The sequence below is a fragment of the Streptomyces sp. NPDC002884 genome, assembly GCF_040295245.1.
Taxonomy (GTDB): domain Bacteria; phylum Actinomycetota; class Actinomycetes; order Streptomycetales; family Streptomycetaceae; genus Streptomyces.
The window spans coordinates 1-21,754 of sequence record NZ_JBEOVB010000029.1 but is presented as its reverse complement, the minus strand read 5'-3'; the positions used below and the strand labels follow the sequence as shown (position 1 = coordinate 21,754).

Sequence of the window (21,754 nt, the reverse complement as noted above, 5' to 3'; positions counted from 1 at the left end):
GGCACGTCCGCGAGAACATCGCCGGCCGAGTCCGTTCACACCTCTCGAAGACCCGCGCTCACCCTGTGAACGGGCGCGGCACCGACCAGGGAAACCGTCACGGCTCCCCTGGCCGGTGCCGCGCCGACCGCCTCAGGAGTGGGACAGCTGCCCGGCGCCACCCTGCCTGCGTATCCGTTCCTGCGCGCGCTCGGCGGCCTGAGCCGCCCGGCGCGTGCGGCGGCGCTCACGCCGCAGTGACCGCGCGGTGCTGCTCGGCGTGGACACCACGCCGTTGCGCTGGTTCCACACCTGCCGGGTCACCCAGACGTCCAGTGCGCCCCAGGTGGCCAGCACCGTGCTGACCACACTGCTGATCACCATGGGGAACGCCAGCCAGGATCCGGCCAGGGTGCACAGGAAGGCGACCATCGCCTGTATCAGCGTCACCGCGATGATCAGCACCGCGCGCACCGCCGCCGTACGCACCGGGTCGGGCATCCGACGCCGCCGCGCGGGCTCCTCCTCCCACAACGGGCGGTGGACCGCCGGTGCTTGTGCCGTGGCGGCACCTCTGCGGGTGTCGCCCGCGCCGGTCCGCCGGACCTCGGATGCCGTGTTGCTCGCCTTCGCGGCCGCGGGGGCACCGCGACCCGACCCGCGCCTGTCGGCCGGACTTTCGCGCCGCTCCGCTCTCGCCCGCTCGTTCGCCGGAATGTCGCGATCCGACGCCTCGGGATCCCGCAGTGCCGTACTGCCCACCGCCGCGCTCTCCTCGGGCGCCTCACGCCGCTCCGCCGTGCCCATCACTGTGTCACTCCCCACCGCCAGCAGACCGCTCGCCTCCGAGTCGAAAGACCCGGCTCCCCAGTGGCTGCCCGGCTTGCGCTGTTTTACGCCGCCCAGGTGCGGCAAACGGCTCGTGTGGCCGATTCCGCCCCCAATTCCCAATGAGTAGGACGAACGACGTGCCCCGAAGATTCCCGAGTTGCGAAAAATTCTGGCCAACTCGTGTGCACGGCCGACCGGATCCGGCCGGGTCCGAAGGATCGGATCCAGGGAGACAATCTCCCGTAATTACCGGACAACACGCCATGTCTCGCCCCCGGGGCGGAAGTTCAGCTTCCGGACAGCTCTTCGAGTTCACTGTGCGTCGGTAGTAGGCTCGCGCCGTTTGTTGACGCACATGCGTACCCCCTGCCGGTGGGGGTTCGAGCTGGGGGAGGCCATGCGCTTTCGCGGGAAGTCGATCCGCCGGAAGATCGTGGCGCTGCTTCTCGTGCCGCTGGTGTCCCTGACCGCCGTCTGGGGCTTCGCCACGGTACTCACGGGACGCGAGGCGAGCCGCCTGTTCACGGTGTCGTCCCTCGTCGAGAAGGTCGGCTATCCGATCGAGGACACCGTCCGCGTCGTTCAGCAGGAACGCCGCCAGACCCTCGTCTACCTCGCCGACCCCCGGGCCTCCGACGCGCTGTCCGCGCTGCGCCGCACCCGGACCGCCACCGACGGGGCACTCGCCGAGATCCGCGGGAACGCCCAGGACCCCGATGTGCGCGACGTCCTGGACCAGGACGACGGGGAAGGCCTGACCGCGGTGCTCGACGCCTTCGACGGCGTCGACTCGCTGCGCCGCAGCGTCGAGGAGGGCACCGTCACCCGGGCGCAGGCCCTCGCCCTCTACACCCAGCTGATCGACCCCTGCTACGCCCTGCTGGCCAAGCTGGACGTCGTCGACAGCGTGGAGATGGACAAGCAGTACCGCGCGCTCGTCAGCGTCGCCCGAGCCCGAGAGCTCCTCTCCCAGGAGGACGCCCTGCTCGGCTCCGCCCTGGTCGTGGGCCGGCTCGGCCACGAGGAGATCCGCGACGTCTCCGACCTCGAGGCCCAGCGGGAGGTGATCTACGAAGTCAGCCTCGCCCAGCTGCCCACGGCGGAGCGCGAGCGCTACGAGAGCTTCTGGAAGAACGCCACCACCGCCCCGCTGCGCACCGCCGAACAGGCCGTCGTCGGCACCGCGCCCGGTGACATGCCCCGGGGAGTCAGCGCCAAGAACTGGGACACCGCGGCCGGAAACGTCCTCGACGAGCTCGGCACCCTGGACGAGCAGGCCAACGACCGCTACCAGGACCGTGTCCGCCCGGTCGCGATCGAGGTCATCGTCAAGGCGGTCGTCGCCGGCGTCTTCGGACTGGTCGCCCTGCTGGTCTCCCTCGTCCTGTCCGTACGGATCGGCCGCGGACTCATCCGCGACCTGCGCCAGCTCCGGCTGGAGGCCCACGAGGCGTCCGGCGTGCGGCTGCCCAGCGTGATGCGCCGCCTGTCCGCGGGCGAACAGGTCGACGTGGAGACCGAGGTCCCGCGGCTGGAGTACGACAAGAACGAGATGGGCGAGGTCGGCCAGGCCCTCAACACCCTCCAGCGGGCCGCCGTCGAAGCCGCCGTCAAACAGGCCGAACTGCGGTCCGGTGTCTCCGAGGTCTTCGTCAACCTCGCCCGCCGCAGCCAGGTCCTGCTGCACAAGCAGCTGACCCTGCTCGACACCATGGAGCGCCGCACCGAGGACACCGAGGAACTCGCCGACCTCTTCCGCCTCGACCACCTCACCACCCGCATGCGCCGGCACGCCGAGGGCCTGGTGATCCTCTCGGGCGCCGCCCCGTCCCGGCAGTGGCGCAGGCCCGTGCAGCTCATGGACATCGTGCGCGCCGCGGTCGCCGAGGTCGAGGACTACGAACGCATCGAGGTCCGCCGGCTGCCGCGCCTCGCCGCGACCGGTCCGGCCGTCGCCGACCTCACCCACCTGGTGGCCGAACTCCTGGAGAACGCCACGGTGTTCTCCCCGCCGCACACCGCGGTCCAGGTGTACGGCGACCGGGTCGCCAACGGCTTCACCCTCGAGATCCACGACCGCGGCCTCGGCATGGCACCCGAGGCCCTCCTGGAGGCCAACCTCCGGCTCGCCGAGACGCCGGAGTTCGAGCTGTCCGACACCGACCGCCTCGGGCTGTTCGTGGTCAGCCGGCTCGCCCAGCGGCAGAACGTCCGCGTCTCCCTGCAGCCCTCGCCGTACGGGGGGACGACGGCCATCGTCTTCATCCCCGACGCGCTGCTGACCGACGACGTCCCCGACACCAACGGCATCGGCTTCCGGCTCGACCGCCCCCGGCCCCCGAAGGAGGCCGACCCCGCGGAGCCCCGCAGGACCGCCCTCTCCCCGGCCTCGACGCAGCTTCCCGTGCCCGCCTCGATGCTCGACGGCCCGGTCGAACTGGAGGCCCCCGTCGGCCTGGACGCCCTCGGCGACTTCCCGGCCGCCCTGGACGAGGACGACGACCACGGCGGTCTGTTCCGCCCGCGCCGCTCCCTCACCCGCACCGAGGACGAGCCGGCGGCCGGCGCCGTGGACCAGCACCACAAGCTGCCCGACAGCCCCGGCGACCCCCATGGGCCCCTCGCCGACGACCCGTCCGGTCCCGTGCCGCTGACGCCAGGTCGCCGCCTGCCCAAGCTGGTCAGCTCGCACGGTCGCCCGGTCCCGGAACAGCGGTCCCGGCGCGCCGAGACGGACAGCGAGTCCCCGGCCAGGCCCGGCCCCCGCCGGGTGGAGAACGACGGCCCGGCACCGCTGCCCTCGCGCCGCCGCGGCATGACGGCGCAGATCCCCCGCAGCGGCGGCACGCCCGAGCGCCCCGGCCGCGGAGCGCAGGAGCCGACCCAGCCGCCCGCCCTCCCGCAGCGCACGCGGCAGGCCACGGCCCGGCCCGGCGGACCCGGCGGCACGCCCGAGCGCGCGGACACCGCGTCCGGCGGGACGGACGGCGGCGGGTCCGGCACGGCCGCGCTGCCCCGACGCGTACGGCAGGCGAACCTCGCCCCACAACTGCGGCAGGGCCCGGCCCCGCGCACCGAGGACCGAACCGACCCCGCGGACCGGGACGCCGACGAAGTACGCAGCCGCATGGCCTCGCTCCAGCGAGGCTGGCAGCGCGGCCGCGTGGAGAACGCCGCGGGCGACGATGCCCACAGCGGCGCAGCACCGCAAGGAACGAACAAGGGGGACGGTCGATGACCGCACCGAAGGCGACCGGCCACAGCACCACCGACAACGGCGAGCTGAACTGGCTCCTCGACGAACTCGTCGACCGTGTCGCCAGCATCCGCAAGGCGGTCGTCCTCTCCGGCGACGGTCTGCCGACGGGGGTGTCCAAGGACCTGTCCCGGGAGGACGGCGAGCACCTGGCCGCCGTCGCCTCCGGATTCCACAGCCTCGCCAAGGGCGTCGGCCGGCACTTCGAGGCCGGCAGCGTCCGCCAGACCGTCGTCGAACTCGACGACGCCTTCCTGTTCGTCACGGCCGCGGGTGACGGCAGCTGCCTCGCCGTCCTCTCGGACGCGGACTCGGACGTGGGGCTCGTGGCGTACGAGATGACGCTCCTCGTCAAGCGGGTCGGCGTACATCTGGGCACCACCCCACGCACCGATCTGCCCTCGGGCGGGTAGTGGGATGGCATGAGCACAGACGGTCAGGGAAGAAGTCACTGGTTCGACGACGAGGCCGGACCGGTCGTCCGTCCGTACGCCATGACGCGGGGCCGCACCACCAGTGCGGTCCAGCACCGTCTCGATCTGATCGCGCTGGTCGTCGCCGAGCCCCACGCCGAGGAAGCGGACACGGATCCGTCGCTGTCCCCGGAGCACGTGGACATCGTCGATCTGTGCCGGGAAGCACCGCAGTCGGTCGCCGAACTGGCCGCCGAACTCAATCTGCCCATCGGTGTGGTCCGGGTCCTCGTCGGCGACCTCGTGGACGCGGAGTTCGTCCATGTGAACCGGCCGGTGCCACCGGCCGAACTGCCGGACGAGAGTATTCTGCGCGACGTGATCAACGGCCTCCGAGCGCTGTGAGCAGCGCGGATGCGAGGTGAGGACGTGACCGGTCAGCGGTTGTGGGTGGATCGAGTCAAGCCATCGAGCAGGAGAAGTGATCGATGATCTTCGGGCGTTCTGAGCGCGGCAAGCCCCCGGTCGAGCCCGTCACGCTCAAGATCCTGGTGGCCGGCGGCTTCGGCGTGGGCAAGACCACCCTCGTCGGGGCGGTCAGCGAGATCAAGCCGCTGCGTACCGAGGAGTACCTCACCGAGGCGGGCCGCCCGGTCGACGACACGACCGGCGTCGAGGCCAAGCACACCACCACCGTCGCCATGGACTTCGGGCGCATCACCCTGCGCGAGGACCTGGTGCTCTACCTCTTCGGGACGCCCGGCCAGGAGCGGTTCTGGTTCATGTGGGACGAGCTCTCCGAGGGCGCGCTCGGCGCCGTCGTGCTCGCCGACACCCGCCGGCTGGAGGACTGCTTCGCCGCCGTCGACTACTTCGAACGGCGCTCCATCCCCTTCCTCATCGCCGTCAACTGCTTCGAGGGCGCCGCCCGTTACCCGGAGGAGGACGTCCGCGGCGCCCTGGACCTCGACGACGGCATCCCGGTGGTGCTGTGCGACGCCCGCGACCGAAGATCGGTGCGGGACGTCCTGGTCGGCGTCGTGCAGCACGCGATGGACTTCGGGGCCGAACGACGCCAGGCGGTCACCACCTGAAGGACCCGCACGGCCGCACGGCCCGTACCCCCGCCGACCGGGGTACGGGCCGTGGCCCAAGAGGACGCACGCGCGCGTACTAGCCCTCGCCGTCCTCCAGCCAGCCGAAGCTTTTCTCCACGGCCTTGCGCCAGTTGTGGTATTCACGGTCGCGCACCGACGCGTCCATGGCCGGAGTCCACTCGGCGTCCTTCCTCCAGTGCGCCTTGAGCTCGTCCAGGTCGTTCCACACGCCGACGGCGAGCCCCGCGGCGTACGCCGCACCCAGGCAGGTCGTCTCGGAGACCCGGGGCCGGATCACGGGCACGCCGAGCACGTCCGCCTGATGCTGCATGAGCAGGTTGTTCTTGGTCATGCCCCCGTCCACCTTCAGGGTCGTGATCTGTACCCCGGAGTCCTGGAACATGGCGTCCACGACCTCGCGCGTCTGCCAGCTCGTCGCCTCGAGCACCGCACGCGCGAGATGCCCCTTCGTCACGTAGCGCGTGAGGCCGGTGACGACACCTCGCGCGTCGGAGCGCCAGTACGGCGCGAACAGCCCGGAGAAGGCGGGCACGATGTAGGCGCCGCCGTTGTCGTCGACGCTCGCCGCGAGGCTCTCGATCTCGTCAGCCGTGCGGATGATGCCGAGCTGGTCCCGGAACCACTGCACGAGCGCACCCGTTATGGCGATCGAACCCTCCAGGCAGTAGACGGGCGCCTCACCGCCGATCTTGTAGCCCATCGTCGTCAACAGCCCGTTCTTCGACGGCACCGGCCGGTTGCCGGTGTTGAGCAGCAGGAAGCTGCCCGTCCCGTACGTGTTCTTCGCCGTGCCCACCTCGTAGCAGGCCTGGCCGAACACCGCGGCCTGCTGGTCGCCCAGCGCCGAGGCGACCGGCACGCCGCCGAGCTGGCCCACGGCCGTGCCGTACACCTCGGCGGAGGATTTGATCTCCGGCAGCATGACCTCGGGCACGTCCATCGCGGACAGGATGGACGTGTCCCACTGGAGGGTCTCCAGGTTCATCAGCAGGGTGCGCCCGGCGTTGGTGACGTCGGTGACGTGCACGCCGCCGTCGGGGCCGCCGGTGAGGTTCCAGATGAGCCAGGAGTCGATCGTGCCGAAGGCGATCTCACCGCGCTCGGCGCGCGCCCTGAGGCCCGGCACGTTGTCGAGCAGCCAGGCCGCCTTGGGCCCGGAGAAGTAGCTGGCCAACGGCAGTCCGGTCTGCTCACGGAAACGGTCCTGCCCGTCGGATCCCCCCAGCCGGCCGCAGAGTGCCGCGGTGCGGGTGTCCTGCCACACGATCGCGTTGTGCACCGGCTTGCCGGTGGCGCGGTCCCACAGCACCGTCGTCTCGCGCTGGTTGGTGATCCCGAGGGCGCTGATCTGGTCGGCGCGCAGCCCGGCCTTGGCGATCGCCCCGGCGACCACGGCCTGCACCTTGGACCAGATCTCCGTGGCGTCGTGCTCCACCCAGCCGGGCTTGGGGAAGATCTGGCGGTGCTCGCGCTGGTCGACGGCGACGATCGCGCCGTTCCGGTCGAAGACGATGCAGCGGCTGGAGGTGGTGCCCTGGTCGATCGCGGCGACGTACTTCTCGGCGTTGTCCGTCATGGCTACCCCTTGGGCTGGTTCAGAAGGCTGCGTGGATGACTGCGGCGGCGGTGGGACCTCTGCTCAGAAGGCCGCGTTGTAGAGGAGACCCGCGAGCGCTCCGCCGACCAGGGGGCCGGCGACCGGGATCCAGGCGTAACCCCAGTCCGAGGAGCCCTTGTTCGGGATGGGCAGGAAGGTGTGCACGATGCGGGGACCGAGGTCGCGTGCCGGGTTGACGGCATAGCCGGTGGGCCCGCCGAGGGAGAGACCGATGCCGACGACGAGCAGGGAGACGATCAGCACCGTGATTCCGGATTCGCCCAGACCCTCGGTCAGTCCGAAGGCGAGAACCGGCAGGACCAGGGCGATCGTGGCGATGATCTCCGTGATCAGATTGGCGACCGGATTCCGGATCTCGGGGATGGTGGAGAAGATGCCCAGGGTGGGCGTCGGTTCCTCGGCCGGGCCGTCGGCGGTGCCCTCGCTCCGGACGTTCGCCTGGAACTGCGCGAGGTACACCAGGTACGCGAGGACGGCCCCGAGCATCGCGCCCACCATCTGCCCCAGCAGATACACCCACACCTCGCCCCACTCGCCCGTGTCGACGGCGATGCCGAGGGTCACGGCCGGATTGAGATGCCCGCCCGACAGCGGCGCGGCGGTGTAGGCGCCCGCCAGCACGCCGAACCCCCAGCCGAAGGCGATCACGATCCATCCCGAGGCCCGGGCCTTGGAGTGTCTGAGGGTGACGGCGGCGCAGACTCCCGCGCCGAACAGAATGAGGATCGCGGTACCGATGACCTCGCCGACGAATATGTCTCCGTTGCTCATGGCGGCTCCTGGGCCCGGCCCGGGGCGGATCGGCCCCGGTGCTCCGTGCAGGGTGCTGTTCCCGTGGCTGCTGCGGCCGGAGCAGGGATCCCGCGCCCCGCCCGGCGTCCGTGACGAGCGTGCCGTCGTGGCCGAATCGCCGACGGGGGAGTGCGCCCTCCCTCGGGAGCCCGCATGGCGCGTGCCTGGATACGCCGCGAATGTACGGCGATGTCGGCCGACACCGGGAAGTGTTCACCGGCGCCCAGGGAGCGTCAAGGAGGCCGACGGCAACGGTTGGGGACGCCGGCGGCGGCCGCGCGACCCGATGTGCGGTGCGGGCGATCGTCGGCCCGGCGCCGGGGCTCGCCCCTCCCCGCTGCCCGGCCTCGGCCCGGGCCCCGGGAGGACCGGTGGACATCGCCGGGCCCGGCAGCGGGACGGCGTCCAGTACCGACCACCCCGGTTCAGCGCCCGTCCGGCCGCTGACGTCGGGTCAGCCCACCCCCGTCTCGGCCCCCGCCGCCCCCGTTCCCGCCGGAGCCATCGGCTGAATCCCTCGCCGGATCCGGTAGCCGGCCAGCCCCGCGTGCCCGACGACCCAACTCGCCCCTCGCAATGACTTCGCGGCCTTCTTCAAGGGCGCCAGACACGCCGCCGCCTGGCGGTGGTCGGTCACGCTGCCCGGCCGGCACAGGACCGTGGCCAGCGACAGCGTGACCGGGTGCCCGCCCGCCGACCACGGAACGTCCAGGACGGTGGAGACCAGTGGCTCGAGGCTCTCCGGATCGGCCAGCACCAGGAAGTCGTCCCCGCCGATGTGGCCCACGCGCGCGTTCCCCGGCGCCGTCATCTGGAGCGCCCGGCCCACCGACCGGATCAGCTCGTCACCCGCGGCGAACCCGGCCCCGTCGTTGACCTGTTTGAAGTGGTCGATGTCCAGCCAGCTCAGCGCGAACACCCGCCCCTCGGCGATCCTCCGGTCCACCTCCGCGGTGATCGTGTCCGAACCGGGCAGCCGCGTCAGCGGATTGAGACCGGCCGCCTCCTCGACCCGGCTCTCGGCCAACGCCCGTACGAGGTCCGCGAGCCGGACGACGCCCACGCAGCGCCCGCCGCGGTCGAGGACCGCCACATCGTCGGAGGTACGGTCCCGGTCGCCCACCGCGACCACGTCCAGGACCTCCCACGCCGTCGCGTCGACGCCCACCGTCCGCGGCGGATCACCGAGCTTGGCCGCGGGACGGTCCGCGTACAGGGCATGGCCGTAACGCCCCGACATCGACAGCAGGAAACGCGACCGGTGCACCGACCGGACGGGCGCCCCCGTGCGGTCCACGAGCAGCACCCCGGACACATCCGGCGAGCCCGTCAACAGCGCCCGCACCTGCCCGGCGGAGGCGGTCGCGGGCAGCAGCGCGGCCGGCCGGACGAACTCCCGCACCGACGGCCCCGACCGGAGCGCCGGCAGGACGCCGGGTCCCAGCGGCGGCACGTACACGTCGGCGGCGGGCAACCGGCTCGGCGGCGCGAAGAGCGTGCCCTGGGCCAGCTGCGCCCCGGCCGACATCGCGGCCGCACACTGGAGTTCGGTCTCGACGCCCTCGACGACCAGCAGCGCCCCCACCTCGTCGCACAGCGTCCGCATCGCCCTCACCGCCGCGGGCCGGGCCAGGAGCGAGGCGTCGAGCTTGACCAGGTCCGGCGCGAGGTCGACGAGGAGCCGCAGCGGCGCGTCCCCGTCCCCGACCCCGTCCGCGCCGATCCGGAAGCCCTGCTCCCGGAGTGCCGCCACGGCCTCCAGCAGCGCCGGCTGCGGCACGTGCGTGAACGGAGGAACCACGTCGAGCGTGACTTCCCACGGCAACCGCCCCGCCTCGCGCACGGCGTCGTGCAGCGCGGTGAGCCCACCGAGATCGGCCAGAGTGCCGGCGAACACGTTCACATGCAGGGGCAGCAGGGTCTCCTTGCGGGCCGCCGCGCGAACCGCCGCCACGGCCAGCCGGCCGTCGAGTTCGGGATCCCGGCGAGCCTGCGCCAAGATGTCGCCGGCCTCCGGGCGGGCGAGTATCTCCAGCCCCGCGACCCCTCCGGTGGTCAGGTTGACCACCGGCTGGAAGGCGAAGCGGAGAGTGTCCGTCCAGGAGTGCACGGCAGCATGATTGCGCTGCGGGCGTGCGCCCAGGCCCAGTTCATGAGACGTTCACACAGGTTTCCCGGGTGAACACGGAGGGTGAGAGGAGCCGGACGAGACAGGTGCGACGAAGGCGCGGCGGTCCTCCTCACCGCACCGCGACGACCGCCGAACCATGCCCGAACAGGCCCTGGTTCGCCGTGACGGCCACGCGCGCGTCCGGGATCTGACGATCGCCCGCCTGCCCCCGCAACTGCCAGGTGACCTCGCAGACCTGCGCGATCGCCTGCGCGGGCACCGCCTCGCCGAAGGAGGCGAGTCCACCGCTCGGATTCACCGGTATACGGCCGCCCGGCGCCGTGACGCCCTCCCGCAGCAACTTGGCGGCCTCGCCGTCGCCGCACAGCCCCAGATCCTCGTACCACTGCAACTCCAGTGCGGTGGACAGGTCGTAGACCTCGGCGAGGGACAGGTCCTCGGGTCCGACGCCCGCCTCCTCATAGGCCGCTCGGGCGATCGAAGCCCGGAAGGGTTCACCGGTCGGCTCCGCCCCGACCGCGGAATCGGTCGCGATGTCCGGCAGATCCAGCACCGTGCTGGGATACCGGGGCGTCACCGTGGACACCGCCCTGATCCGTACCGGCTCCCTCACCCCGTGCCGGCGGGCGAACTCCATGCTGGACAGCACCAGGGCCGCCCCGCCGTCCGATGTCGCGCAGATGTCCAGCAGCCGCAGCGGATCGGCGACCACGGCGGAGGCGGCGACCTCCTGCGCGCTGACCCGCTTCCGATAGCGCGCGTTCGGATTCAGCGCGCCCATCGCGGAGTTCTTCACCTTCACCTGCGCGAAGTCCTCCGGCGTGTCCCCGTGCACCGCCATGCGCCTGCGCGCGTACAGCCCGAAGTACGTCGGGTTGGTCGCGCCGAGCACCCGGAACCGCAGCCAGTCCGGGTCGTCCGGCCGGTCCCCGCCCGCCGGCCGGAAGAAGCCCTTGGGGGCGGCGTCGGCCCCCACCACGAGCACCACGTCCGCCAGCCCCGCGAGGATCTGGGCCCGGGCCGCGCTGATCGCCTGAGCGCCCGACGCGCAGGCCGCGTACACGCTGGCGACGCGGGCGCCCTGCCACCCCAGGGCCTTGGCGAACGTCGCCCCGGCCACATAGCCCGGATAGCCGCCACGCACCGTGTCCGCGCCCACGATCGAACCGACGTCCCGCCAGTCCACACCGGCGTCCGCGAGAGCCGCGCGCGCCGCCTTCACGCCGTACTCGACGAAGCCGCGCCCCCACTTGCCCCACGGATGCATCCCGGCGCCGAGCACCGCCACCTCCGCCGTCATCACGCCACCCCCGTCGGCCGCCATCGCCAGGTCGTCCAGGTCGTCTCCGGGTCCTCGTGGAGCACACCCGGGACGACCTCCACCTCCATGCCCACCGTCAGATCGGCGACGGTGACCCCGGGAACCGCCTGTCCGAGCACCACGATCCGCTCGGACTCCAGCTCCACTGCGATCAACGCGTACGGCTCCCACGGAAGTTCCGGATCGGTCACATAGGGTGACGGCGGACGGTACCGGCTGTCCGTGTACGACCACACACGCCCCCGTCGGGACAGCGGGAACTCCTCCAGATCGCCGCCCCGGCAGCCCGGGTTGCGGCAGTGCGTGTCCTCGCGCGGGAAGAAGACCGACCCGCAGGCCGAGCAGCGCGTGCCGAGCAGCCTGAAGTCCTCCCCGTCCCCGACGAACCATCCCGTGACGACAGGTGTGCGTGTGCGTGCCAAGGTCCCTCCCGGCATGTCTGACGGATCGTCAGAAGTGTGTCACGGGCGTGGTGAAATGGGCAGGGCAGGAGACATGACACGACTCTCCGGCGCGGTACGCGGTGTCGTCGCCGCGCTCGTCGCCCTGCTGACCGTGACCGCCGCCTCCACGACCGCGCGGGCGGACACCGGCCCCGTGGCCCCCGCGGACTTCGTCGCCCTGAGAACCGTGGACCCGACGATCCTTCAGGAGATGCGCTACTTCACCCCGCACAACTTCGTCGGCGAACGCGTCGACGGCTACCGGCAGCCGGTCTGCATCCTCACCCGGCCGGCCGCCGAGGCCCTGCACAAGGCCCAGAAGAGCCTGCTCGGCCAGGGATACACGCTCAAGGTGTACGACTGCTACCGCCCCCAGCGCGCCGTGAACCACTTCGTCCGCTGGGCCGAGGACCTGAACGACGAGACAACCAAAGGGGAGTTCTACCCGAACGTCGACAAGACCCGTCTGTTCGCGGACGGCTACATCGCCGAGAAGTCCGGACACAGCCGCGGCTCGACCATGGACCTGACCATCGTGAAGCTCCCCGCCACCCCGACCAGGCCCTACGTGCCCGGTGAACCCCTCGTGCCGTGCTACGCGCCGCAGCGGCAGCGCTTCCCCGACAACTCGGTCGACATGGGCACCGGATTCGACTGCTTCGACACCTTGGCCCACACCCTGGACCCGCGTGTCCAAGGGCAGCAGCGCGCCAACCGGACGCTCCTCAAAAGCACCCTGGAAGGCCTCGGCTTCGTGAACCTCGCCGAGGAGTGGTGGCACTACACCTTCAAGCCCGAGCCCTACCCCGACACCTACTTCGACTTCCCCGTCTCCGCCAGGTCTCTCGCCCGGGCGCACTGAGCCGCCCCGGTACGACGCCCTCCCCAAGATCGGATACGCTCCGCCGCGTGTCCGAAACTCTGCACTCCACTTCGAACTCCGCGCGCGACTCCCACTGTTCGAGTTGCGGAGCGCCCTACCGGGAGGGCGTCACCGGCTGGCCCCGCACCTGTCCGGCCTGCGCCACCGTGGCCTACCGCAACCCGCTGCCCGTCGCCGTGGCGCTCCAGCCCGTGTACGACACCAAGGGAACCGCCCTGGTCGTCATCACCCGAACCATCGCCCCCGCGCGCGGGGGCGTCGCACTGCCCGGCGGCTACATAGACGACCGCGAGGACTGGCGCCAGGCCGTCGTGCGCGAACTCGGCGAAGAGACCGGCATCGACGCGGCGCCCCGCGAGGTGCGGCTCGCCGACGCCATGAGCTCTCCCGACGGCCACCTCCTGCTGTTCGGACTGCTGCCGGAGCGCCCCGCGGACCGCCTCCCGGCGACCGCCCCCACGGACGAGACCGAGGGCTGGCACCTTCTGCACAGGCCGGAGGAGCTCGCCTTCCCCCTGCACACGCTCGCCGTACGGGCGTTCTTCGAGGGCCGCTACATCTGACTCACCGCTCGTCGAGCCCGCGTACCCGCACCCGGTGGGACGGCACGTGCACGCCGTCCTCACCCTCCCGCTCGACGACGACCCGCGACCCCTCCCAGCGGGCGACGTACCGCTCGACCTCCGGCTCCGCCCAGCCGTCGCCCGCGTCCCGCACGACCACACCGCCACCCGTGCGCCCCCGCACCGGCGCCCACACCTCCAACTCCAGCCGGCCGTCGTCTCCGCGCACCGGTATGACGGCACCCGCGCGCGCGAGCACCGGGACACGCGACAGCGGGGCGTCCACGAGCACCTGCCCCGGCCCCTGGTACGCCCGCCCCGTCGCCGTGTCGTACCAGCGCCCCCGCGGCAACTGCACGGCTCGCCGGTCGGCGCCGGGGGCGAGCACCGGCGCCACCAGGAGACAGTCACCCAGCAGGAAGGCGTCCTCGCAGTCCCGCAACGCCCGGTTGCCGGGCGCCCCCCACCACACCGGACGCACATAAGGGGCCCCCGTACGCCGGGCCAGGTGCGCCAGCGTCACGAAGTACGGCAGCAGCCGCCGACGCCCGACGAGCGTCACGCGCGCGTGCTCCAACACCTCGGCACCGTACGTCCACGGCTCCCGGTGCCCGGCCCGCACGCTCGCGCGCGTGCGGAACAGCGGCAGGTACGCGCCCAGCTGGAGCCGGCGCAGATACAGCTCGGGCGACGGACCGCCGTCGAAGCCGCCGACGTCGGAACCCGCATACGGCACTCCGCACAGCCCCAGCCCCAATACCAGGGACAGCGACGCCCGCAGCCCCGGCCAGCCCGTGGTCACGTCCCCCGACCAGGTGCCGCCGTAACGCTGCAGGCCCGCCCAGCCGGACCGTGAGACGACGAAGGGGCGCTGGTCCGGGACGAGCTCCCGCAACCCCTCGTAGGCCGCCGAGGCCATGCACAGGCCGTACACGTTGTGGGCCTCGCGATGGTCGCCCCCGCGTCCCTCCAGGGCGTGCCGGGCCGACCGGGGCAACGTCGGCTCCCCGAAGGCGGCGAACACCGTCGGTTCGTTCATGTCGTGCCAGAAGCCGGCGAACCCCTGCGCGATCCGCTCCGCGTAGAGACCTCCCCACCACCGCCGCACGCGCGCGTGGGTGAAGTCCGGGAAAACGGCCTCCCCGGGCCGGACGACCCCCTTGACGAGCCGACCCGACGCGTCCCGTACGAACGCGTCCTCGGCCACCCCGCCGTCGTACACGGCGTTGCCCGGCACGGCCCCGACCGCCGGGCCGACGGCCGACACCAGGCGGATCCCGTCCCGTCGCAGCTCCTCGGAGAGCACCGCCAGTTTCGGGAAGCGCTCCTGATCGACGGTGAACACCTGGCGCTCGTCGTAGTGGTCGATGCCGAGGTGGACGGCATCCAGCGGCAGACCGTGCTCCTGATGGCCCGCTACGGTCCGGCGCACCTCGTCCTCGCTGCTGAGGCCCCGGCCCGCGAGCTGATGACCGAGCGCCCACGCGGGCGGCAGCGCGGGCGCCCCGGTCAGCGAGACCCAGGCGAGCAGCACGCGCGCGGGGGTGCCCACCACCACCCAGCAGCGCAACGGACCACCGTCCATCCGCACCTCGCACGTCCCGGACCGGTCGTGCCCGGAGCCGGCCCCCTCCTCGCCCTCCCGCAGCGTGACCGTTCCGCCCCAGGAGGTGTCGTGGAACACCAGGTGAGTGGCCGCGTCGGCCACGACCAGCTGTACCGGCATCGTGAGGGGGAGCGGATCGTCCCCACGGCCGAACGCGCGCCCGGGATCCGTGTTCCACAGCCGGTACGTCCCGTCGCGCAGCCGCGGCCCGGACGCCCGCCCGCCGAGACCGAAGAAACGCGCGTCCGCCGCCACCTCGGAACGCTGCATCCAGCGCGCCTGGCCGCCCTCCTCCGGCTCCCACCACCGGGGCGGCAGCTCACGCCGCAGCATCACGCCTCCGGGCGTGCACACATCGACGGCACCGTGCCGTGACACCACGACCGTCACCCGCTCGGCGACGACCCGCCATCCGCCGTCCTTGTCGGGCTCCAGCACCGCTCGCGGATCCGGCTCCGGACAGCGGCCGGCCAGCGCGTACGACGGCTCGGGCTCGGCACCGTCCCAGCCCCAGAACACCGCGCCGTTGACGGCGACGCGGATCCTCAGTTCGGAGCGGCTGAACCGGAGCGTCCCACCGCCGGGCCCCGGCTCCACCTCCTGCACAGGACCGGGCACCCGCGCTCGCTCGGGACCCCGCACCGGCAGGGCGGCGGCGTCGGCACGGTTCCTGCGCCAAGCGGCCCGTACCGTCCGCAATCCCTGGGCAGCTCCCGCGGAACCGACCGCCTTCATCGAACGCACCAGGTCACGACCGTCCATGCTGTTCACCCTGTCACTGACCGCGCGACGCGCGCGGGTCGTTCAACTGCCGTTCACCCGTGGTGAGGCCACATCTTCACGAGGCGGACTGTGGGGAGCCCACCCTGGTGCAGAAGTCGATCACATGGCATCGTCCGTGTCAGCCGCGTCACGCGCACCACCCCAGCTCGTGCGCGGGCGACGCACACGACGCGTACAGCCCGGGAGCCGCCCCATGCCGACCGTGAACCCCGAGCCGCTCTGGCGGCCCGATCCCCAGCGCATCGCCCAGGCCCAGGTCACGAAGTTCCAGGCCTGGGCCGCCGACCGGCACGGAGCCCCGTCCGACGGCGGATATCCGGCACTGCACCGCTGGTCCGTGGACGAGCTGGAGACGTTCTGGAAAGCCGTCACGGAGTGGTTCGACGTACGGTTCTCGACGCCCTACGCGCGCGTGCTGGGCGACCGCTCCATGCCCGGCGCCCAGTGGTTCCCCGGAGCGACGCTGAACTACGCCGAGCACGCGCTGCGCGCCGCCGCCACCCGCCCGGCCGAACCGGCCCTGCTGTACGTCGACGAGACCCACGAACCGATCTCGGTGACCTGGTCCGAGCTGCGCCGCCAGGTCGGCTCGCTGGCCGGCGAACTGCGCGCCCTGGGCGTCCGCCCGGGTGACCGGGTCAGCGGCTACCTCCCGAACATCCCGCAGGCCGTCGTGGCCCTCCTCGCGACGGCCGCCGTGGGCGGTGTCTGGACCTCCTGCGCCCCCGACTTCGGCGCCCGCAGCGTCCTCGACCGCTTCCAGCAGGTCGAACCCGTCGTCCTGTTCACGGTCGACGGCTACCGCTACGGCGGCAAGGAGCACGACCGCCGTGACGTCGTCGCCGAACTCCGCGCCGAACTGCCCACCCTCCGAGCCGTCGTCCACATCCCCCTGCTGGGCACGGAGCCGCCCGAGGGAGCCCTGGAGTGGTCGGCGCTGACGGCCGCGGACGAGGCACCCGTCTTCGAACAGGTTCCCTTCGACCACCCGCTGTGGGTGCTCTACTCCTCCGGTACGACCGGTCTGCCCAAGGCGATCGTCCAGTCGCAGGGCGGCATCCTGGTCGAGCACCTCAAGCAGCTCGGCCTGCACTGCGACCTGGGCCCCGAAGACCGTTTCTTCTGGTACACCTCGACCGGCTGGATGATGTGGAACTTCCTCGTCTCCGGCCTGCTGACCGGCACGACGATCGTCCTCTACGACGGCAGCCCCGGCTATCCCGACACCGGCGCGCAGTGGCGGATCGCCGAGCGCACGGGCGCCACCCTGTACGGCACCTCGGCCGCGTACGTCATGGCCTGCCGCAAGGCGGAGGTGCACCCGGCCCGCGACTTCGACCTCTCCAAGGTCCAGTGCGTCGCCACCACGGGATCCCCCCTCCCGCCCGACGGCTTCCGCTGGCTGCACGACGAGGTTCGCGACAACCTGTGGATCGCCTCCGTCAGCGGCGGCACGGACGTGTGCTCCTGCTTCGCCGGCGCCGTCCCGACACTTCCGGTCCACACCGGCGAACTCCAGGCGCCCGGCCTCGGCACCGACCTGCAGTCCTGGGACGCGGACGGTCACCCCGTGATCGACGAGGTCGGCGAACTCGTCGTCACCAACCCCATGCCGTCCATGCCCGTCCGGTTCTGGAACGACCCCGACGGCAGCCGCTACCACGACAGCTACTTCGACACCTACCCCGGCGTGTGGCGCCACGGCGACTGGATCACCGTCACCTCACACGGCTCCGTCGTCATCCACGGCCGCTCCGACTCCACGCTCAACCGCCAGGGCGTACGCATGGGCTCCGCCGACATCTACGAGGTCGTCGAACGGCTTCCCGAGATCAAGGAATCCCTGGTCATCGGCGTCGAACAGCCCGACGGCGGCTACTGGATGCCCCTCTTCGTCCACCTCGCCCCGGGAGCCGCCCTCGACGAGGCACTCCTCGGCCGCATCAAACAGGCCATCCGCGAACAGCTCTCGCCGCGCCATGTCCCCGACGAGGTCATCGAGGTACCCGGAGTCCCGCACACCCTCACCGGCAAGCGCATCGAGGTCCCCGTCAAACGTCTCCTCCAGGGCACCGCACTGGAAAAAGCGGTCAACCCGGGCTCCATCGACAACCTCGAACTCCTGCACTTCTACGAGGACCTCGCCCGCAAGCGGTCCTGAGCCGCCGCGGACGATCCGATGGTGCGGGGCCCGTTGTCAGTGCGGCCGGTTACTGTGAGTGAGCATTGATCGACTGTGCACACAGGGGGAACCATGGCACACACCGACCGCCGGACCATGCGACGTGTCCTGCGCCGTGAAATCGCCGGCACCATCGGCCTGCTCACCGACGAACACGACTTCCGTGCCATGCGGCGCTACCGCACCTTCACGTTCGACGATCACGCCGTCTACCTCCAACAGGTCGAAGACCTCCTCAAGACACGCGCGGTGCAGGGCGCCCACACCACCGTGGCCCTCTTCGACCCACGGGAATACGCCGAGTACTGCACCGGCAGGGGACTCGACCCCGACCTCCCCGCCAACCGCACCCGCTTCACGGCCGAACTCGCCACCACGGGCCCGACCGTCCCCTACGAGGGCCAGCCCCTCACCGACCTCCTGCCCGCCCTCGTCGACGAAGCCGTACGCCAGGCGACCTGGGAGTACGCGGCGACCCTGCTCGCCCGCCTCGGCGCCTGCGCGACCTGCGGCGAGGACATCGGCCGCGCCGCCTTCACCCGCGCGTCGGACCTCGTCGCCCGCATCCTCGACACAGCGCCACCCGGTGACCGGCACCTCGTGTGCAGCGTGACCGGCACTCCCGAAACACTGGTCGCGGTCCTCCACGCGGACGAGGAGGCCGACGGCGCCACCCGACTCGACGAGGCCGAATCACTCGAGTTCACCACCGTCCTCGCCCTCGGCCTCGCCACCCGGAGCCCGGGCGGCCTGGTCGTGCGCACCACGGCCCACGGCACCTCCGACCGGATCTACGGGTGGCGGCTGCGCGGCGACGGCCTCGAACCCCTGACCGCCGGCGAGGTCTTCGACGCCTACTGCACCGACGTGGAGTCCGGCGAGCTCATCTCACCCGAGTCCAACGTGGACTACTGCTTCCCACCGGACCTCGGCCGGCAAGGGAAGACACCCGACCACCGCCACTGACCGAACGAGACGAAAGAGGACGCAAGAAGACGCAAGAAGACGCTCAGACACAGCAGGGGCGCTCCACCCGAAGGCGGAGCGCCCCTGCTCACCGACCGGTCGCCGGCCGGAACCGGCTACTCGCCGGAGAGCACGGCCTGCGCCGCGTTGCGCGCCTCGTCGGCACTGTCCGCCGCACGCGCGGCAGCAGCCGCACGCTCGCACTGCGCCAGCGTGTACTTCGCCAGCGCGGTCCGCACGTAAGGAATCGACGCCGCTCCCATGGAGAGAGAGGTGACTCCCAGACCCGTCAGCACACACGCGAGCAGCGGATCGGAGGCGGCCTCACCACAGACACCGCAGCTCTTGCCCTCGGCCCGTGCCGCCTCGGCGGACAGGGCCACGAGGTCGAGCAGCGCGGGCTGCCACGGATCCTGCAGCCGGGACACCGCACCCACCTGCCGGTCGGCGGCGAACGTGTACTGCGCGAGGTCGTTCGTCCCCAGCGAAAGGAACTCCACCTCCTGCAGGATCGACCGAGCCCGCAGAGCGGCCGACGGGATCTCCACCATCGCACCGAACTTCGCCCGCAGCCCCGCCTCGCGGCAGGCGTCGGCGAACGCCTTCGCGTCGGCGCGGTCCGCCACCATCGGCGCCATGACCTCGAGGTGGACGGGCAGCCCCTCGGCGGCCTTCGCCAGCGCAGTCAGCTGGGTCCGCAGGACGTCGGGGTGGTCCAGCAGGCTCCGAAGTCCCCGCACGCCCAGAGCCGGGTTGGGCTCGTCGGCCGGAGTGAGGAAGTCCAACGGCTTGTCGGCGCCCGCGTCCAGCACGCGCACGACGACTCGTCCCTCGGGGAACGCCTCGAGCACCTTCCGATAGGCCTCGACCTGCTTCTCCTCGGACGGCGCGCTCTTGCTGTCGTCGAGGAAGAGGAACTCGGTACGGAAGAGTCCGACACCCTCCGCACCGGCCTCCAGCGCGGCCGGCACGTCGGAGGGCCCCCCGACGTTCGCCAGCAGCGGCACCTTGTGGCCGTCGGCGGTGGCGCCCGGGCCGGTCGAGGCGGACAGCGCCGCCCTGCGCTCGGCCGCCGCGGCCTCGAGCTGGGCCTTCTTCTCCTCGCTCGGGTTCACGAAGACGTCGCCGGTGCTGCCGTCGACGGCGATCACCGTTCCCTCGGCGATCTCACCGGCACCCGGCAGGGCCACGACGGCCGGCACGCCGAGCGCACGCGCGAGGATGGCGCTGTGGCTCGTCGGCCCGCCCTCCTCGGTCACGAAACCGAGCACGAGCGTCGGATCCAGCAGCGCGGTGTCGGCGGGCGCCAGGTCCCGGGCCACCAGCACGTAGGGCTCGTCACTGTCCGGGACACCCGGCATCGGGACGCCCAGCAGACGGGCGACGATACGATTCCGCACATCGTCCAGGTCGGCCACACGACCGGCGAGGTACTCGCCGGCTCCGGCGAGCAGCTCCCGGTAGGCGGCGAAAGCGTCGTACACGGCACGCTCGGCCGTGCTGCCGACGGCGATGCGCCGGTCCACGTCGACCATCAGCTCGGGGTCCTGGGCCATCATGGCCTGCGCCTCGAGCACCGCCTGTGCTTCGCCCCCCGCCAGATTGCCGCGCGCCATCAGATCGGCTGCCACAGCTTCCACGGCCTTGCGGGCGCGCCCCTGTTCGCGCTCCGCCTCCTCCGCCGGGATCTGCTTGGCGGGCGGTTCGAGCACCGCCGTTCCCATGTGCCGAACCTCGCCGATCGCCACACCGTGACTCACGCCGACGCCTCGCAGCGTTGTCTCCATCTCACCGTCTCCGATAGTGCGGCGGGTCCCGCCGCCGCGGTGGTTGTCCTGCGTGCCGTCGGTATGACGGCGTCAGCACTACTGCCAGGAAAAGAGAACGTCGCCGGCTTTGACGTCGCCGTCTTCACGGAGCTCGCCGAGCGCGTCGGCCGTGGCCTCCAGCGCGACGACCGGGCACACCGGGGACTTGCCGGCCTCCTCGACCGCGGCCGGGTTCCAGCGCACGATGCTCTGCCCGCGCGTCACGGTGTCGCCCTTGTTCACCAGAAGCTCGAAGCCCTCGCCATTGAGCTGCACGGTGTCGATCCCGAGATGGGTGAGTACCCCATGTCCCTCGGAGTCGACCACGACGAAGGCGTGCGGGTGAAGGGAGACGATGACTCCGTCCACGGGTGCGACGGCCTCGGAGGGCTCACGCACCGGGTCGATCGCCGTGCCCGGGCCGACCATGGCTCCGGAGAAGACCGGGTCCGGCACGGCTGCCAGTCCGATGGCGCGTCCTACTAGAGGGGACGTCACGGTGGTCATGGGAAGCCTCCCAGGGGTGGAGATGTATATGGGCCGTCACTGCTTGATCAGGTCGGCGCACTGTGCAGCAGGGTATGTCATATGAAGTACCGGTTCCGCACGAGAGCACCCGATCCGTGGTCTAGACCACTAGCGTAGTCGATTTGCAGCGTCTCCGCGGCCCCGTGTACAGTCGTACTCCTGCTTGAGGGTGAGTGGCGCGATCAAGCGCGCTTATCGAGCAGCACCCAACTTGTCAGATCCTATCTCTGGATCATCTTTCGCATGTCTGCGGAACGGTGGTCAGGAGGCCGGAAAAACCCTGATAGAGTCGGAAACGCAAGAACGAAGGGAAGCGCCCGGAGGAAAGCCTGAGAGAGTATCTCGGGTGAGTACAAAGGAAGCGTCCGTTCCTTGAGAACTCAACAGCGTGCCAAAAATCAACGCCAGATATGTTGATACCCCGTCCCCGGCCAGTATTGGTCGAGGATGAGGTTCCTTTGAAACAAAACACAGCGAGGACGCTGTGAACGGCCGGGCTTATTCCGCCTGGCTGTTCCGCTCTCGTGGTGTCG

General features: G+C 71.4%; 17 protein-coding genes. 8 read left to right on the top strand and 9 right to left on the bottom strand.

The genetic code is table 11. The annotated features are described in order from the left end of the window. Positions 1-132: 132 nt before the first annotated feature. Positions 133-786 carry a hypothetical protein gene (locus tag ABT070_RS36020; RefSeq protein WP_351767055.1) on the bottom strand — a complete coding sequence of 218 codons (654 nt, stop codon included), beginning with the start codon at positions 784-786 and terminating at the stop codon, positions 133-135. A 421-nt stretch (positions 787-1,207) separates the two neighbouring features. On the opposite strand from ABT070_RS36020, the gene ABT070_RS36015 reads away from it, so the two are divergent. The 4 genes from ABT070_RS36015 (at position 1,208) to ABT070_RS36000 (ending at position 5,573) form a co-directional block, all read left to right on the top strand. Next, the gene (locus ABT070_RS36015) at positions 1,208-4,048 is read left to right on the top strand and encodes a nitrate- and nitrite sensing domain-containing protein (RefSeq protein ID WP_351767182.1); all 2,841 of its coding nucleotides are present in this window, start codon (positions 1,208-1,210) and stop codon (positions 4,046-4,048) included. Then, positions 4,045-4,479, top strand: coding sequence for a roadblock/LC7 domain-containing protein (locus ABT070_RS36010; protein ID WP_351767053.1), 435 nt, complete (start codon positions 4,045-4,047; stop codon positions 4,477-4,479). Before ABT070_RS36015 ends, ABT070_RS36010 begins: the two co-directional genes overlap by 4 nt. A 9-nt stretch (positions 4,480-4,488) precedes the next feature. Continuing rightward, entirely contained in the window at positions 4,489-4,884 is a 396-nt protein-coding gene (locus tag ABT070_RS36005) for a DUF742 domain-containing protein (protein ID WP_171396035.1), read from the top strand. An 83-nt stretch (positions 4,885-4,967) separates the two neighbouring features. Beyond that, a complete protein-coding gene (locus ABT070_RS36000) occupies positions 4,968-5,573 on the top strand; it encodes a GTP-binding protein (RefSeq protein WP_351767051.1) in 606 nt (201 codons plus the stop codon). A gap of 79 nt (positions 5,574-5,652) precedes the next feature. On the opposite strand, the gene glpK is transcribed toward ABT070_RS36000, so the two are convergent. The 5 genes from glpK to ABT070_RS35975 all read right to left on the bottom strand — a co-directional run bounded on the left by glpK (position 5,653) and on the right by ABT070_RS35975 (position 11,881). Further along, entirely contained in the window at positions 5,653-7,173 is a 1,521-nt protein-coding gene (gene glpK, locus ABT070_RS35995) for a glycerol kinase GlpK (RefSeq protein ID WP_351767049.1), read from the bottom strand. A gap of 63 nt (positions 7,174-7,236) precedes the next feature. Continuing rightward, on the bottom strand, positions 7,237-7,986 hold the full coding sequence (locus ABT070_RS35990; RefSeq protein ID WP_351767047.1) for an MIP/aquaporin family protein: 750 nt from the start codon (positions 7,984-7,986) through the stop codon (positions 7,237-7,239). A gap of 475 nt (positions 7,987-8,461) precedes the next feature. Beyond that, a complete protein-coding gene (locus ABT070_RS35985; protein ID WP_351767046.1) occupies positions 8,462-10,117 on the bottom strand; it encodes an EAL domain-containing protein in 1,656 nt (551 codons plus the stop codon). A gap of 130 nt (positions 10,118-10,247) precedes the next feature. Next, positions 10,248-11,438 (bottom strand): lipid-transfer protein, encoded by a 1,191-nt coding sequence (locus ABT070_RS35980; RefSeq protein ID WP_351767181.1) that lies wholly within the window; start codon positions 11,436-11,438, stop codon positions 10,248-10,250. Then, positions 11,438-11,881, bottom strand: a complete 444-nt coding sequence (locus ABT070_RS35975) for a Zn-ribbon domain-containing OB-fold protein (RefSeq protein WP_351767044.1) — start codon at positions 11,879-11,881, stop codon at positions 11,438-11,440. Before ABT070_RS35975 ends, ABT070_RS35980 begins: the two co-directional genes overlap by 1 nt. A gap of 73 nt (positions 11,882-11,954) precedes the next feature. Between ABT070_RS35975 and ABT070_RS35970 the strand changes: the two genes are divergently transcribed. Together ABT070_RS35970 and ABT070_RS35965 are read left to right on the top strand one after the other, a co-directional pair. Beyond that, positions 11,955-12,764, top strand: a complete 810-nt coding sequence (locus ABT070_RS35970) for a M15 family metallopeptidase (protein ID WP_351767042.1) — start codon at positions 11,955-11,957, stop codon at positions 12,762-12,764. 47 nt (positions 12,765-12,811) lie between these two features. Beyond that, complete coding sequence (locus ABT070_RS35965; protein WP_351767040.1) at positions 12,812-13,348, top strand: NUDIX domain-containing protein; 537 nt, start codon at positions 12,812-12,814, stop codon at positions 13,346-13,348. Between the two features lies 1 nt (position 13,349). Here ABT070_RS35965 and ABT070_RS35960 read toward each other — a convergent pair whose 3' ends face one another. Next, positions 13,350-15,716, bottom strand: a complete 2,367-nt coding sequence (locus ABT070_RS35960) for a TIM-barrel domain-containing protein (RefSeq protein ID WP_351767039.1) — start codon at positions 15,714-15,716, stop codon at positions 13,350-13,352. Positions 15,717-15,930: 214 nt separating this feature from the next. On the opposite strand from ABT070_RS35960, the gene ABT070_RS35955 reads away from it, so the two are divergent. Beyond that, positions 15,931-17,898, top strand: coding sequence for an acetoacetate--CoA ligase (locus ABT070_RS35955; protein WP_351767037.1), 1,968 nt, complete (start codon positions 15,931-15,933; stop codon positions 17,896-17,898). Between the two features lie 93 nt (positions 17,899-17,991). Further along, positions 17,992-18,885: a DUF8829 domain-containing protein gene (locus tag ABT070_RS35950; protein ID WP_351767036.1), complete on the top strand. Its 894-nt coding sequence runs from the start codon at positions 17,992-17,994 to the stop codon at positions 18,883-18,885. Positions 18,886-19,001: 116 nt separating this feature from the next. Here the strand turns inward: ABT070_RS35950 and ptsP are convergent, their stop codons facing one another. Next, positions 19,002-20,672: a phosphoenolpyruvate--protein phosphotransferase gene (gene ptsP, locus ABT070_RS35945; RefSeq protein ID WP_351767034.1), complete on the bottom strand. Its 1,671-nt coding sequence runs from the start codon at positions 20,670-20,672 to the stop codon at positions 19,002-19,004. Positions 20,673-20,750: 78 nt separating this feature from the next. Then, positions 20,751-21,200 (bottom strand): PTS sugar transporter subunit IIA, encoded by a 450-nt coding sequence (locus tag ABT070_RS35940; RefSeq protein WP_351767032.1) that lies wholly within the window; start codon positions 21,198-21,200, stop codon positions 20,751-20,753. Positions 21,201-21,754 lie beyond the last annotated feature (554 nt).